General features: G+C 42.4%; 16 protein-coding genes. All 16 read left to right on the top strand.

Translation table 11 applies throughout. From position 1 onward, the window contains the following. The first annotated feature begins 11 nt into the window (after nt 1-11). The 16 genes from flhA (at nt 12) to cdsA (ending at nt 15,097) form a co-directional block, all read left to right on the top strand. A complete protein-coding gene (flhA, locus tag UJ203_RS06485; protein WP_322009242.1) occupies nt 12-2,045 on the top strand; it encodes a flagellar biosynthesis protein FlhA in 2,034 nt (677 codons plus the stop codon). Further along, complete coding sequence (locus UJ203_RS06480) at nt 2,045-3,142, top strand: flagellar biosynthesis protein FlhF (protein WP_254503459.1); 1,098 nt, start codon at nt 2,045-2,047, stop codon at nt 3,140-3,142. Before flhA ends, UJ203_RS06480 begins: the two co-directional genes overlap by 1 nt. Beyond that, a complete protein-coding gene (locus UJ203_RS06475) occupies nt 3,133-4,029 on the top strand; it encodes a MinD/ParA family protein (protein ID WP_322009238.1) in 897 nt (298 codons plus the stop codon). Before UJ203_RS06480 ends, UJ203_RS06475 begins: the two co-directional genes overlap by 10 nt. Before the next feature lies 1 nt (nt 4,030). Beyond that, nucleotides 4,031-5,098 carry a protein-glutamate O-methylesterase CheB gene (gene cheB, locus UJ203_RS06470; RefSeq protein ID WP_044155877.1) on the top strand — a complete coding sequence of 356 codons (1,068 nt, stop codon included), beginning with the start codon at nt 4,031-4,033 and terminating at the stop codon, nt 5,096-5,098. 5 nt (nt 5,099-5,103) lie between these two features. Next, nucleotides 5,104-7,122: a chemotaxis protein CheA gene (gene cheA, locus UJ203_RS06465; RefSeq protein WP_322009235.1), complete on the top strand. Its 2,019-nt coding sequence runs from the start codon at nt 5,104-5,106 to the stop codon at nt 7,120-7,122. Between the two features lie 21 nt (nt 7,123-7,143). Further along, nucleotides 7,144-7,614, top strand: coding sequence for a chemotaxis protein CheW (cheW, locus tag UJ203_RS06460; RefSeq protein WP_105954241.1), 471 nt, complete (start codon nt 7,144-7,146; stop codon nt 7,612-7,614). 18 nt (nt 7,615-7,632) lie between these two features. Next, complete coding sequence (cheC, locus tag UJ203_RS06455) at nt 7,633-8,262, top strand: CheY-P phosphatase CheC (RefSeq protein WP_024121415.1); 630 nt, start codon at nt 7,633-7,635, stop codon at nt 8,260-8,262. Beyond that, entirely contained in the window at nt 8,259-8,759 is a 501-nt protein-coding gene (cheD, locus tag UJ203_RS06450; RefSeq protein ID WP_059292774.1) for a chemoreceptor glutamine deamidase CheD, read from the top strand. The genes cheC and cheD overlap by 4 nt, the downstream gene beginning before the upstream one ends. A 22-nt stretch (nt 8,760-8,781) precedes the next feature. Next, complete coding sequence (gene sigD, locus UJ203_RS06445; protein WP_010334270.1) at nt 8,782-9,546, top strand: RNA polymerase sigma-28 factor SigD; 765 nt, start codon at nt 8,782-8,784, stop codon at nt 9,544-9,546. A 29-nt stretch (nt 9,547-9,575) separates the two neighbouring features. Continuing rightward, entirely contained in the window at nt 9,576-10,079 is a 504-nt protein-coding gene (locus UJ203_RS06440) for a Swarming motility protein SwrB (protein ID WP_322009230.1), read from the top strand. A 143-nt stretch (nt 10,080-10,222) separates the two neighbouring features. Continuing rightward, entirely contained in the window at nt 10,223-10,963 is a 741-nt protein-coding gene (gene rpsB, locus UJ203_RS06435) for a 30S ribosomal protein S2 (protein ID WP_024121418.1), read from the top strand. 99 nt (nt 10,964-11,062) lie between these two features. Beyond that, nucleotides 11,063-11,944 (top strand): translation elongation factor Ts, encoded by an 882-nt coding sequence (tsf, locus tag UJ203_RS06430; RefSeq protein WP_024121419.1) that lies wholly within the window; start codon nt 11,063-11,065, stop codon nt 11,942-11,944. A 145-nt stretch (nt 11,945-12,089) separates the two neighbouring features. Beyond that, on the top strand, nt 12,090-12,812 hold the full coding sequence (pyrH, locus tag UJ203_RS06425) for a UMP kinase (RefSeq protein WP_010334275.1): 723 nt from the start codon (nt 12,090-12,092) through the stop codon (nt 12,810-12,812). A gap of 1 nt (nt 12,813) precedes the next feature. After that, a complete protein-coding gene (gene frr / locus UJ203_RS06420) occupies nt 12,814-13,371 on the top strand; it encodes a ribosome recycling factor (protein ID WP_024121420.1) in 558 nt (185 codons plus the stop codon). A gap of 130 nt (nt 13,372-13,501) precedes the next feature. Then, nucleotides 13,502-14,284 carry an isoprenyl transferase gene (locus UJ203_RS06415; RefSeq protein WP_024121421.1) on the top strand — a complete coding sequence of 261 codons (783 nt, stop codon included), beginning with the start codon at nt 13,502-13,504 and terminating at the stop codon, nt 14,282-14,284. A 3-nt stretch (nt 14,285-14,287) separates the two neighbouring features. After that, nucleotides 14,288-15,097, top strand: coding sequence for a phosphatidate cytidylyltransferase (cdsA, locus tag UJ203_RS06410; RefSeq protein WP_081638302.1), 810 nt, complete (start codon nt 14,288-14,290; stop codon nt 15,095-15,097). The last annotated feature ends 17 nt before the right edge of the window (nt 15,098-15,114 follow it).

Below are 15,114 nucleotides of genomic sequence, written 5' to 3'. Positions count from 1 at the left end.
GAAAAAACAGCATGTCAACAAGAGATTTATCCGTTTTAATAAGTGTTGTCCTCATTGTGGCAATGCTGGTGATACCATTTCCTCCATGGCTGTTAAGTATTTTGATCATTATTAATATTTCTCTTGCGTTGATCGTGCTTCTCACCACAATGAATATGCAAGAACCGCTGCAGTTTTCGATTTTTCCGTCACTGCTGCTGCTTTTGACCTTATTTCGTCTGGGCTTGAATGTGTCAACGACGCGTTCGATCCTTTCGCACGGCGAAGGAGGGAAGGTTGTTGAGACCTTCGGTAACTTCGTTGTCGGCGGAAATGTTTTAGTCGGACTTGTTGTATTTATTATCTTAATTATTATTCAGTTTATCGTCATCACAAAGGGCGCGGAACGTGTTTCCGAGGTTGCGGCAAGATTTACGCTTGATGCAATGCCGGGAAAGCAGATGAGTATTGATGCTGATTTAAACGCAGGCATGATTAACGAACAGGAAGCGAAACACCGCCGTGAAAAAGTATCTCGAGAAGCAGACTTTTACGGTGCGATGGACGGTGCCAGCAAATTTGTGAAAGGTGATGCAATTGCCGGAATTATTATTGTGATGATCAATATCATTTTCGGAATCATTATCGGTATGCTGCAGCAAGGCATGGCGATACAAGAGGCAGCCTCTCATTTTACGATGCTGACTGTAGGAGATGGAATTGTATCGCAAATTCCGGCGCTGTTAATTTCTACAGCTACAGGTATTGTCGTGACAAGAGCAGCCTCCGAAGGAAACTTAGGTCATGACATCACAGGCCAGCTGTTCGCTTATCCAAAGCTCTTATATGTTACAGCAGCAACTATTCTGCTTCTTGGCTTGTTTACTCCAATTGGTATTTTCCTAACAGGGCCGCTTGCAGGGCTGCTTGCTTTTGGCGGTTATACGCTATCTAAAACAGGTAAGGAAAAAGAAGAAGTGGAAGAGATTCTTGAGGAAGAGGCTGAAGTTGACGAGCTCAAAAGCCCCGAAAGTGTTGTGCAGCTTCTGCATATAGATCCGATAGAATTCGAGTTTGGCTATGGTCTGATTCCGCTGGCGGATGCTAATCAGGGCGGGGATTTATTAGACCGAATTGTGATGATTCGCCGTCAGCTGGCGCTGGAACTTGGGCTTGTCATTCCTGTCGTGCGTATCAGAGACAATATCGCTTTGCAGCCTAATGAATACCGATTGAAAATTAAAGGAAATGAAGTAGCAAAAGGCGAGCTATTACTAGATCATTATCTAGCAATGTCGCCTACCCCTGAAGACGACCTGATTGAAGGGATCGAAACAGTAGAACCGTCGTTTGGGCTTCCAGCCAAATGGATTGGCGAATCGGTGAAGGATGAAGCTGACATGCTGGGCTATACAGTTGTAGATCCGGCTTCAGTTGTCTCAACACATATTACAGAGAAAATTAAGCAGCATGCTCATGAATTAATCGGCAGACAGGAGACGAAACAGCTTATTGATCATTTGAAAGAAACGTATCCGGTCCTGGTGGAAGAGGTTACGCCAAATCCATTATCTGTCGGAGATATTCAGAAAGTGCTGGCTAAACTGTTAAAAGAAAAAGTTTCAATCCGCAATTTGGTAACCATTTTTGAAACACTTGCCGATTACGGAAAACTGACAACGGACTCTGATCTTTTAACAGAGTACACAAGACAGGCACTTGCTAAGCAAATTACTGCCCAGTTTGCCAAAGAAAATGAAGTGTTAAAAGTGATCACTTGTTCCGGCCGTGTAGAAAAGGCAATTGCTGACGGTGTACAGCAAACAGAACATGGGAACTATTTGTCGCTTGAACCAGATGTGTCGGAAAGCATTGTGCGCTCTGTTGCAAAAGAAGCCGAACAGCTCTCAATACGGCAAGAGACTGCGATTCTTCTTTGCTCGCCTCCTGTAAGGATGTATGTGAAACAGCTTCTGGAACGATATTTTCCGGATCTTCCTGTTCTTTCTTATAACGAGCTTGAGGCTAATGTCGAAGTTCAAAGCATTGGAGTGGTGGATATTTAATGAAAATCAAAAAATTTACTGCTGCTTCAATGCAAGAAGCGGCACAGCTTATCAGAAAAGAACTAGGCAATGAAGCGGTTATACTAAATTCCAAAAAAATCAATAAGCGTAAATGGTTCGGGCTTTTAAAAAAACCGGCTGTTGAAGTGATAGCCGTATTGGATCAAGATTTTCTTGAGAAAAAAACAGCTGAAAAGGCAGCAGAGCCGAAACAAACATCAAAACCTCCTGTCAGCAGTCCGAAAATAGAGGAGAGGATAATCCCTCAAATTCCGGCTCAATCTGAGCCAGGTGATTTTTCAGCATATCAATCCGTACTTCCTGAACCGCTCAGAAAAGCCGAACAGCTTTTGGGAGAAACCGGCGTTAATGAATCAATTAAGACCAGTACTATGAAAAAAATACTGCGATTCTCTGTTGAATCGGGCGGACTGACAGAAGAAAACGTGGCCGGTAAACTTCAGGATATACTGTGCGAGGCACTACCTCCAGCAGACAAGTGGCAGGAGCCCATTCGTTCGAAGTATATCGTGCTGTTTGGTTCGACGGGCGCGGGTAAAACAACAACGCTTGCAAAACTAGCAGCGTCTTCTCTGCTTGAAAAACAGAAAAAAATTGCTTTTATTACAACAGATACTTATCGGATTGCAGCAGTTGAACAGTTGAAAACATATGCCGAGCTGCTGCAGGCTCCTCTGGAAGTCTGTTATACAAAAGAGGAATTTCAGCGGGCGAAAGAATTATTTGCTGAATATGATCATGTATTTATTGATACAGCAGGAAGAAACTTCAGAGAACAGCAATATATCGATGAACTGAAAGAGACGATTCCTTTTGAAAGCAGCATTCAGTCATTTCTCGTTTTGTCAGCGACTGCAAAATATGAAGATATGAAACAAATTGTCAGACGTTTTTCATCTGTTCCTGTCAATCAGTTTATTTTTACGAAAATAGATGAGACTGCTTCCTTAGGCTCTGTATTCAGTATACTCGCAGAATCAAAGATAGGCGCCGGGTTTATCACAAACGGCCAGAATGTGCCGGAGGATATACAGACAGTCTCGCCGCGGGAGTTTGTAGGGATGCTGTGCAGATGAACAGATTTGACCAAGCAGCAACTTTACGGGCGAAAATGAAGAAGCGTGAGCGCGATCTGCCGATTGTTTTTGCACAGAAAACTAAAACACTTGCAGTCATAAGCGGCAAGGGCGGTGTCGGAAAATCCAACATCACTTTAAATATGGCTCTTGCGCTGCAGGATAAAGGCAAGAAGGTACTGCTTATTGATCTTGATATCGGAATGGGGAACATTGATATATTAATGGGAAACTCGTCTTCCGCGACTATTATTGATGTTCTAACTGAGCGCAAGCCTTTTATGCAATCCATATCTACTGGGCCAAAGGGTCTTCGGTATATATCTGGCGGAACTGGGCTGGATGTGATGTTTCAGCTGGACCAGAAAAAATGGACCTTTTTTGCTAATGAGCTTTCTCATGCGTTAAGCCAGTTCGATTATGTACTGTTTGACATGGGGGCGGGCTTATCAAAAGACCAGCTGCCTTTTATTTTATCAGCAGAAGACATTTTGATTATAACAACCCCGGAGCCTACAGCCATTATGGATGCATATAGCGCTGTCAAACATTTAGCTTTGACAGGAAATCAGCTTTCAATGAAAGTAGCTGTCAATCGGTGCCATGATCAAAAGGAAGGGCTTGACGCTTTTACCCGCCTTTCCCGGACCATTCACATGTTTTTAGGCGAAGCGGTTCAGTTTGCCGGTTCAGTCCCTGACGACGGGATCGTGAGCAAAGCAGTTGTCGAACAGGTTCCTTTTTTATTAAAAAGTCCTCAGGCAAAAGCCAGCCGATCAGTCCGTCTCCTAGCGGACGCCTTGTTTGAAAGAGAAGAAACTAGACACAAAGAAGAAAAACAGACATTTATTGAGAAATTATCTTCTTTTTTAATGAGGAGGGCTTAATTTGATTCGTGTGCTTGTAGTTGATGATTCGGCTTTTATGAGAAAAATGATAAGTGATTTTCTAACCGAGGAAAAGCAGATAGAAGTAATCGGAACTGCGAGAAACGGAGAAGAGGCACTTAAAAAGATAGAATTGCTGAAACCGGATGTTATCACACTTGATATCGAAATGCCGGTGATGAATGGAACAGACACACTGCGGAAAATTATTGAGCTTTATCAGCTGCCGGTCATTATGGTTTCAAGCCAGACCCAGCAAGGAAAAGAGTGTACGATTAACTGTTTAGAGATAGGCGCCTTTGATTTTATCACAAAGCCATCTGGTTCTATATCTTTAGATTTATACAAAATTAAAGAACAATTAGTTGAGCGGGTCATCGCGGCTGGGCTTTCCGGCCAGCAAAAAGCTGCGGCTCCGGCGGTCATTCGGCCTGAGCCTAAACGCATCGCTAAGCCTGCAGTGAGTCAGTCAAAATCTGGAACAGGCAGACATATTGTTTGTATCGGCACGTCAACAGGCGGACCAAGGGCGCTTCAAAAGGTGATACCAAAGCTTCCTAAGGATTTAAACGCGCCTGTAGTCGTTGTACAGCACATGCCTGAAGGCTTTACTGCTTCTCTGGCTGATCGGCTGAACCATCTGTCTGACATTCATGTAAAGGAAGCAAAAGATGGCGAAGCAGCTCTTAACGGCTGTGTGTACATAGCTCCGGGGGGAAAAAACATATCCGTTATCAAAAACAGCGGCGGCCTTAAAATCGTTCTTGATAATCACGATACGCCAAGCCGTCATAAACCATCAGCAGACTACTTGTTCCGTTCTGTCGGCAAACTTGCAGACTATGAAAAAGTAGCGGTCATTATGACTGGAATGGGCAGTGACGGTACTGCCGGTCTTAAGGACATGCTTGCGTCCGGCAATGTGAAAACCATTGCAGAGTCTGAAGAATCTTGTGTTGTATTTGGGATGCCGAAAGCAGCCGTTAAGGCGGGCCTTATTCATGAAATTAAACATGTGGAAGATATCGCAGCATCCATCACAAGCTGTGTGAAAAAAGAGAGGGTGTGATTCAAATGGATATGAATCAATATTTAGATGTCTTTATTGATGAAAGTAAAGAACATTTACAAACATGTAATGAAAAGCTTCTCCTTTTAGAGAAAGACCCGACAGATCTTCAGCTCGTTCACGATATATTCAGGGCAGCCCATACACTAAAAGGTATGAGCGCAACGATGGGGTATACGGATTTAGCCCATTTAACCCATCTGCTTGAAAACGTATTGGATGCTTTTCGAAACGGAGATATGGCAGTTACATCAGACTGGATGGATATCTTGTTTGAAGCGCTGGATCATCTGGAAGCAATGGTTCAGTCTATTATTGACGGCGGGGATGGTAAAAGAGACATCTCCGAAGTGAGCGCAAAGCTTGACGTGAACGGTGCGCATGCTGAGACTGCTGCTTCAGCGGAACCTGCTGAAGCGAAGGGTTCAGCATCTGATTGGGGATATGATGAGTTTGAACGAACAGTGATAGAAGAAGCGGAGGAGCAAGGTTTCAAACGGTATGAAATCACGATTTCTCTGAAAGAAGACTGTATGTTAAAAGCGGTTCGTGTATATATGGTTTTTGAGAAGCTCAATGAGATCGGAGAAGTAGCCAAAACAATACCGAGTGCGGAAGTGCTTGAGACGGAAGATTTCGGCACTGACTTCCAGGTGTGCTTCTTAACGAATCAAACGGCTGAAGACGTTGAACAGATCATCAACGGAGTTTCAGAGGTCGAGCATGTTGAAATTATTCAGGGCTCGCCTTTACAACCAGCCGAAAATCCGGAGGAGCCTCAGGCGGATACACCAGCTGCTGCACAGGCACCTGTTGAGCAGGATAAACAAAAGCAGCCTGCTAAAAACGAGGAACAGTCGAAGCATACATCAGGCGGATCTAAAACAATTCGTGTCAATATCGACAGGCTTGATTCTTTAATGAACTTATTTGAAGAGCTTGTCATTGACCGCGGGCGTCTTGAGCAGATTGCAAAAGAGCTTGAGCACAATGAATTGACTGAAACAGTAGAGCGAATGACGAGAATTTCCGGCGATTTGCAGTCTATTATTCTCAACATGAGAATGGTTCCGGTTGAAACTGTTTTTAACCGTTTCCCAAGAATGATTCGCCAGCTTCAAAAAGAGCTGAATAAAAAAATCGAACTCTCCATCATCGGCGCGGAAACAGAACTTGATCGAACAGTAATTGATGAAATTGGAGATCCGCTCGTTCACTTAATCAGAAACAGTATTGACCATGGAATTGAGTCTCCGGAAACACGTTTGCAAAAAGGAAAACCTGAGTCTGGAAAAGTTGTGCTGAAAGCTTATCACAGCGGAAATCACGTCTTTATTGAAGTAGAGGATGACGGGGCAGGACTTAATCGCAAAAAAATCCTTGAAAAAGCGCTTGAGCGCGGTGTCATTACAGAAAGAGAAGCTGAAACCTTAGAAGACAATGAAATTTATGAATTGATATTTGCTCCGGGGTTCTCTACTGCTGATCAAATTTCGGATATTTCCGGGCGGGGTGTCGGGCTTGATGTTGTGAAAAATAAACTCGAGTCACTCGGCGGTTCAGTCAGTGTGAAATCTGCAGAAGGACAAGGATCACTATTCAGCATTCAGCTTCCGCTTACACTGTCCATTATTTCAGTTCTGCTGATCAAATTGGAAGAAGAGACATTTGCGATTCCGATTTCTTCTATAATTGAAACGGCAGTTATAGACAGAAAAGATATTCTGCAAACGCATGACCGTGAAGTAATCGATTTTAGAGGGCATATTGTCCCTGTCGTTTATTTAAAAGAAGAGTTTAAAATAGAAGATACAAGACAAGATGCGGAACTGCTCCATATCATTGTCGTGAAAAAAGGCGACAAACCTACTGCATTTGTGGTGGACTCCTTTATTGGCCAGCAGGAAGTTGTGCTGAAATCACTCGGAGATTATTTAACAAACGTCTTTGCGATTTCCGGAGCTACTATTTTAGGAGATGGAGAAGTAGCGCTCATTATCGATTGTAATGCACTGATTATTTAACCATACGAGGAGGTGTCTCACATGACTGCAGAAATTAAAACAGGCGAAAAAATGATTGTCTTTATGGTAAATGGCAAAGAATATGCCATTTCTGTCACTCAGGTGAAATCAATTGAGAAATGGCAAAAGCCAACGAGAGTGCCAGGCGTTGAATCTTATATTTGCGGAGTGATCAATTTGCGCGGCGTGGTGACTCCGGTTATTGATTTAAGAAAGCGTCTCAGCTTGCCTGAGTATGAAATTACCGATGAAACACGAATTATCATTATTGCTTATCGTGATATTGAAGTCGGCTGGATTGTGGATGAAGCAAATGATGTCATAACAGTTCATGAAAGTGAAATAGAGTCCGCTCCGGAAAGTGTTCAAAAAGACACGTATGTGTCGATTAAACAGATTGTAAAACAAGAGAACAGGCTCTTAAATATTATTGATGCAAATGCGGTTTTGGATAAAGAATCATCTCAGTCCGCTGTGCCCGATCAAGCTTAATCTTAAAGGGGTTATGACATGAGTATTTTTAATGGAATCAAAGAAGAGCAGATGGACATTTTGCGGGAAGTCGGCAATATCGGAGCCGGCCACTCTGCTTCTGCAATGGCCCAGCTGTTAAATAGAAAGATTGATATGGAAGTCCCGTTTGCAAAGTTACTATCGTTTGATGAACTTGTAGACTTTTTCGGCGGAGCAGAAATGCCGGTCGCCAGCATCTTTTTAAGAATGGAAGGCGATTTGACGGGCTCAATGTTCTTTATAATGCCTTTTTATCAGGCGGAGCAGTTTATCAGAGAGCTGATCGGCAACCCGGATTTTGATATAGAAAACCTGGGTGAAGATCATATGAGTTCTTCCGCTTTGCATGAACTGGGCAATATTTTAGCAGGATCGTATTTAACGGCATTGGCTGATTTGACGAAACTCCAGCTTTACCCGAGTGTTCCAGAAGTTTCACTGGACATGTTCGGTGCTGTCATCAGTGAAGGTCTGATGGAGCTCAGTCAGGTTGGAGAACATGCAATTGTTGTTGATACGTCAATTTTTGACCAAAGCCATCAGCAGGAGCTAAAAGCGCATATGTTTATGCTGCCGGACTATGATTCATTTGAAAAGCTCTTTGTCGCCTTGGGTGCTTCATTATGAGTACAACTGCGGCTGCTGTTGTAAAGGTTGGAATTGCGGACGTGAAGATCGCCCGCTTCCCGGATTCAATCCGGACGTCTGGTTTAGGATCGTGCGTAGGGCTGGTGCTTTACGATAAAGAAAAGCAAACGGCGGGGCTTGTCCATGTCATGCTGCCGGATTCGACGTTATCAAAAACAGCTGAACTCAATCGGGCAAAATATGCCGATACCGCTGTAAAAGCTACGATTGATATGCTGGTAGAAGCGGGCTGCCGAAAGTTTGCGTTAAAAGCAAAGCTTGCCGGCGGATCAGAGATGTTTAAATTTAAAATGACGAATGATTTGATGAAGATCGGACCGAGAAATGTCTTGGCGATAAAGGAACAGCTGTCGTTATATAATATTCCGATTATCAGTGAAGATACGGGAGGCTCAAGCGGCCGGACGATAGAATTTGAACCGAAGTCCTGTATGCTGCATATTCGAACTGTTAAACAAGGTGAAAAAACGATTTAATTAAGGTATTAGGGGGATAACAATGCAATCCTTGAATTATGAAGATCAGGTGCTTTGGTCGCGCTGGAAAGAGTGGAAAGATCCTAAGGCCGGTGATGATTTAATGCGCCGTTACATGCCGCTTGTCACATATCATGTAGGCAGAATTTCTGTCGGACTGCCAAAATCAGTGCATAAAGACGATCTTATGAGCCTTGGTATGCTTGGTTTATATGATGCCCTTGAAAAATTTGACCCCAGCCGGGACTTAAAATTTGATACCTACGCCTCGTTTAGAATTCGCGGTGCAATTATTGACGGGCTTCGTAAAGAGGATTGGCTGCCCAGAACCTCGCGTGAAAAAACAAAGAAGGTTGAAGCGGCGATTGAAAAGCTTGAACAGCGCTATCTTCGGAATGTATCGCCCGCAGAAATTGCAGAGGAACTCGGAATGACGGAACAGGATGTAGTGTCAACAATGAATGAAGGTTTTTTTGCAAATCTGCTGTCAATTGACGAAAAGCTTCATGATCAGGATGACGGGGAAAACATCCAGGTCATGATCAGAGATGACAAAAATGTCCCGCCGGAAGAAAAGATCATGAAAGATGAGCTGATAGCGCAGCTTGCGGACAAAATTCACGAACTCTCTGAAAAAGAACAGCTTGTGGTCAGTTTGTTCTATAAAGAGGAATTGACACTGACAGAAATCGGACAGGTATTGAATCTTTCTACGTCCCGTATATCACAAATACATTCAAAGGCACTATTTAAATTAAAGAATCTGCTTGAAAAAGTAATTCAATAAAGAATTCTCATGATTAGCGAGTGAAAAACATGTCAACACTATTATGGCTTTTAAGCTTCACGCTTCACGGCGTTCTTCTGTACGCTGTCATTATCCTGTATATGAGGCTCGCAGCTGTGAAAGAAACAGAAAAACAGCAAAAGAAGCTGCTGGAAGAGACGGAGAACACACTTGCGGCATTTCTTCTTGAACTAAAAGAAGAAAATGAGAAGTTGATAGACAACTTGGATGTACCTTCTGTTCAAACTGAAGAAAAACAGAAGGAAGAGCATCATCACGCTGAACAACATTCAGAGCGAGGTGCTGTTCAGGTAGAAGACAACGCTCTTCCCGAGCATATCGAAGGTCTGATCAACGAGGTTGAGAGGGCGGAAGAGAACGTAAACAGCGATGCCCGATCATTTGAAGATGAAGTTATGGCATTATATGAACAGGGATATTCAGCTGGTGAAATTGCTCAGAAATTGAAGAGCGGAAAGACAGAAATCGAGCTATTTTTAAAATTTCGCTCCAAAGCTGTAAAGGATTCTTGATTGTCGCATAAAGCTGTGTTATATTATGTCTTGGTGTTAAATACACACGCTTAACGATTTATGCAGAGGGTGCTGCAGGCGGCAGTTCTGCACAAAAATGACCTAAGCGGAGGAAAAAAACCATTATATTAGGAGGAAATAACATGTCAGTCATTTCTATGAAGCAATTGCTTGAAGCTGGTGTTCACTTCGGTCACCAAACACGCCGTTGGAACCCAAAAATGAAGCGTTACATTTTCACGGAGCGTAACGGAATCTACATCATTGACCTTCAAAAAACGGTCAAAAAAGTAGAGGAAGCTTACAACTTCACTAAAAATCTTGCTGCTGAAGGCGGAAGAATCCTTTTCGTCGGCACAAAAAAACAAGCTCAAGATTCTGTTAAAGAAGAAGCTCAACGCTCTGGCATGTACTATGTCAACCAACGCTGGTTGGGCGGTACATTAACAAACTTTGAAACAATCCAAAAACGTATTAAACGTCTTAAAGACATTGAAAAAATGCAAGAAAACGGTACGTTTGAAGTACTTCCTAAAAAAGAAGTCGTTCAATTGAAAAAAGAATTAGAGCGTCTTGAAAAATTCCTAGGCGGAATTAAAGAAATGAAGGATCTTCCTGATGCATTGTTCATCATCGATCCTCGCAAAGAGCGCATCGCTGTTGCGGAAGCTCGCAAATTAAACATCCCTATCATCGGAATTGTAGATACTAACTGTGATCCTGATGAAATCGATGTTGTTATTCCTGCGAACGATGACGCTATCCGCGCTGTTAAACTTCTAACTTCTAAAATGGCAGATGCAATCTTAGAAGCGAAGCAAGGCGAAGAAGAAGCGGAAGTTGCTGAAGAAACTGCACCAGAAACTGAAACAACAACTGCGTAACCTATTCAAAAGGTGATAAGAGGGACTGCCTTTTATCACCTTTTTTCAAGAAAAATGTCATGATACATATCTTGTTTAAACATATAAGGAGGAATACAAATGGCTATTACTGCACAGCAAGTAAAAGAACTGCGTCAAAAAACTGGCGCGGGTATGATGGATTGTAAAAAAGCGTTAACTGAAACTGATGGAGATATGGACAAAGCAATTGACCTTCTTAGAGAAAAAGGAATTGCAAAAGCAGCGAAAAAAGCTGACCGTATCGCAGCAGAAGGTTCAACTCTTATTAAAACTGACGGCAACAAAGGTGTTATTTTAGAAGTAAACTCTGAAACTGATTTCGTTGCGAAAAACGAAGGCTTCGTAGAGCTTCTTAACACATTGGCTGACCACCTTCTTGCAAACACTCCTGCAGATGTTGAAGAAGCAATGGGCCAAAAAATGGACAACGGCTCTACTGTAGAAGAGTACATTACAAGTGCAGTTGCTAAAATCGGTGAGAAAATCACGCTTCGCCGCTTTGCTGTTCTTACAAAAGATGACAGCTCTGCATTCGGTGCTTACCTTCACATGGGCGGACGCATCGGCGTATTAACTGTTCTTAACGGTACAACTGACGAAGAAACTGCGAAAGATATCGCAATGCATGTTGCTGCGGTTAACCCTCGTTACATTTCTCGTGACCAAGTATCAGAAGAAGAAACAGACCATGAGCGTCAAATCTTAACTCAGCAAGCTCTTCAAGAAGGAAAACCTGAAAACATCGTAGCGAAAATGGTTGAAGGCCGTCTGAACAAATTCTTCGAAGAAATTTGTCTGTTAGACCAAGCATTCGTTAAAAACCCAGATGAAAAAGTGAAACAAGTTGTTGCAGCGAAAAACGCAACTGTTGAAACTTTCGTTCGCTATGAAGTTGGCGAAGGTATCGAAAAACGTCAAGAAAACTTTGCTGAAGAAGTAATGAACCAAGTGAAAAAATAATGGTGAAAAGATGTCGCGATCAAGTCGCGTCTTTTCAGGCAGTATAGGGGACACACTTTGTGTTCCCTATTTTTAAAACTATATTTACAAACCTTTTTTTCTCTTGCATAATAGAAAACGGCAATGTTTACACTTGGAGGTTATTATGGAAAAACCAAAATACAAACGTATCGTATTAAAGCTTAGCGGGGAAGCATTGGCAGGGGAACAGGGTAACGGAATTAACCCTACTGTCATTCAATCCATTGCAAAGCAAGTGAAAGAAATCGCTGAGCTTGAAGTCGAAGTGGCTGTTGTAGTAGGCGGCGGCAACTTATGGCGCGGAAAAACAGGAAGTGACCTGGGCATGGACCGCGCAACTGCAGACTATATGGGGATGCTGGCGACAGTGATGAACTCGCTTGCTCTTCAAGACAGCTTGGAAACACTCGGAATCCAGTCCAGAGTGCAAACATCCATTGAAATGAGACAAGTTGCTGAACCGTATATCAGAAGAAAAGCGATACGCCACTTAGAGAAAAAACGTGTCGTTATTTTTGCTGCGGGTACAGGAAACCCATATTTCTCAACTGATACGACAGCTGCACTGCGCGCTGCTGAAATTGAAGCAGACGTTATTTTAATGGCTAAAAACAATGTTGACGGTGTGTATAATGCTGATCCTAGAAAAGATGAATCAGCTGTAAAATATGAATCGCTTTCTTACCTTGACGTTCTAAAAGACGGCTTGGAAGTGATGGATTCAACAGCATCATCATTATGCATGGATAATGACATTCCGCTAATCGTCTTTTCTATTATGGAAGAAGGAAATATTAAACGCGCCGTGACAGGCGAATCAATCGGAACGATCGTGAGGGGGAAATAACGTGTCAAAAGAAGTATTAACACAAACGAAAGAAAAAATGGAAAAAGCAATTGCTGCTTATCAGCGTGAATTGGCTACTGTACGCGCAGGCCGTGCGAACCCATCTTTATTAGATAAAGTAACAGTTGAATATTACGGAGCGCAGACACCTTTAAACCAGCTGTCTTCTATTAACGTGCCTGAAGCTCGTATGCTGGTCATAACACCATACGACAAGTCAGCAATCGGTGATATCGAAAAAGCAATTTTAAAAGCGGATTTAGGCTTAACGCCAACGAGCGACGGCAATATGATTCGCATTGCGATTCCTGCGCTAACAGAAGAAAGACGTAAAGAATTAGTCAAAGTTGTAAAAAAATATGCTGAAGACGCAAAAGTAGCTGTACGAAATGTACGCCGTGATGCGAACGATGATCTCAAAAAACTTGAGAAAAACGGAGACATCACTGAAGATGAGCTGCGTGCTTCCAATGAAGATGTTCAAAAACTGACAGATGAATATGTGTCAAAAATTGACAGTGTCACAAAAGACAAAGAAAAAGAAATCATGGAAGTTTAATGAAAAACTATGTACAATAGATAATAGTGAAAAGACCCTCTCATGTTTACAGGGGGTTTTTTTGTTAATACTGTTGATTACATTGGTTATCAGCAGGGAATGCAACCTTTTTGGGTGACGGAGGAATCTCATGCTCAACATACTCAAAAATTGGAAGAACCAGCAAACTGCGGCTTCCAACTTAGAACGCTATACAAAAGAAGACATACTTAAGGGAGAAATCCCCGAACACATCGCCATTATAATGGATGGAAATGGCCGTTGGGCTAAAAAACGCTCTCTCCCCCGAATTGCAGGCCACCACGAAGGAATGAAGGTGGTTAAAAGGACAACAAAGCTTGCTAACGAATTGGGTGTCAAGGTACTGACCCTGTACGCATTTTCAACAGAAAACTGGAAGCGGCCGAAAATGGAAGTTGATTTTTTGATGAAGCTTCCTGAAGAGTTTTTAAATACGTATCTGCCGGAACTCGTTGAGGAGAATGTGCAGGTCCGGATTATAGGAGATGAATCAGCCTTGCCGCCGCACACAATGCGTGCGATTGAAAAGGCTGTAAAGGATACGGCGCAAAATGACGGACTGATCCTTAATTTTGCTCTCAATTATGGAGGGCGTACTGAAATTGTCACTGCTGCAAAAACACTCGCGGAAAAAGTGAAGGATGGTTCTTTGAAAATAGAAGACATTGATGAATCGCTTTTTTCTAATCATTTAATGACTGAATCTTTGCAGGATCCTGAACTTTTAATTCGAACGAGCGGCGAGATTAGACTAAGCAACTTTATGCTTTGGCAGGTTGCCTACAGTGAATTTGTCTTTACTGACGTTCTGTGGCCTGACTTTAAAGAAAATCATTTCTTGCAGGCGTTAGGAGAATATCAGCAACGGGGCCGGAGGTTTGGCGGAATTTAGAGGATGGTGGACATGAAACAAAGAATTTTGACAGGTGTTCTGGCAGCAATTGTTTTTTTATTTTTAGTTATTGTCGGGAATTTGCCGTTCACCATATTAGTTTATGCAATGGGCAGTGTAGCGCTTTTTGAGCTTCTGCGGATGAAAAAACTTAAGCTTGTTTCACTGCCTGGATTGATCAGTCTTTTATTGTTATGGATGTTCTTAATGCCAAGCCAGTATTCTTTTTTTGAAGCGAATGGTATCTCGAAAATTGAAACGGCTTTGTTCGCAGTACTGATTTTACTGACGTACACAGTATTGGTGAAGAACACTTTTACCTTTGATGAAGTCGGCTTTATTACCCTTGCAACGATTTACATCGGAATGTGTTTTCATTATTTTATTGAAATCAGAAACCTTGATCAGCACGGGCTGACATACATTTTTTATGCCTGTGTCGTGATTTGGTCGACTGATTCCGGTGCATATTTTGTCGGGAAATCGCTTGGGAAACGAAAACTGTGGCCTGAAATCAGCCCTAATAAAACAGTTGAGGGATTTGTAGGCGGAATCGTCATTGCACTTGTACTTTCGACGATTTTTCAGCTTGTCGCAAACTTGCCGATCCCATATTTCTATCTGCTTTTGATCACACTGTTTTTGTCTGTTTTCGGACAGATTGGGGATTTAGTAGAATCCGCTCTGAAAAGACATTACGATGTAAAGGATTCTGGGAAGATCCTTCCCGGGCATGGCGGTGTGCTAGACCGTTTTGACAGTTTTTTGTTTGTCATGCCTTTCTTGTACTTTCTGCTTGCCCTTTTTTCATAAAAAAGTCTAATATGAAT

The sequence above is a fragment of the Bacillus sp. V26 genome (assembly GCF_034296245.1).
Lineage (GTDB): Bacteria > Bacillota > Bacilli > Bacillales > Bacillaceae > Bacillus > Bacillus halotolerans.
Note: the sequence above shows the minus strand (reverse complement) of the source record. Positions and strands in the feature narration are given on the sequence as shown.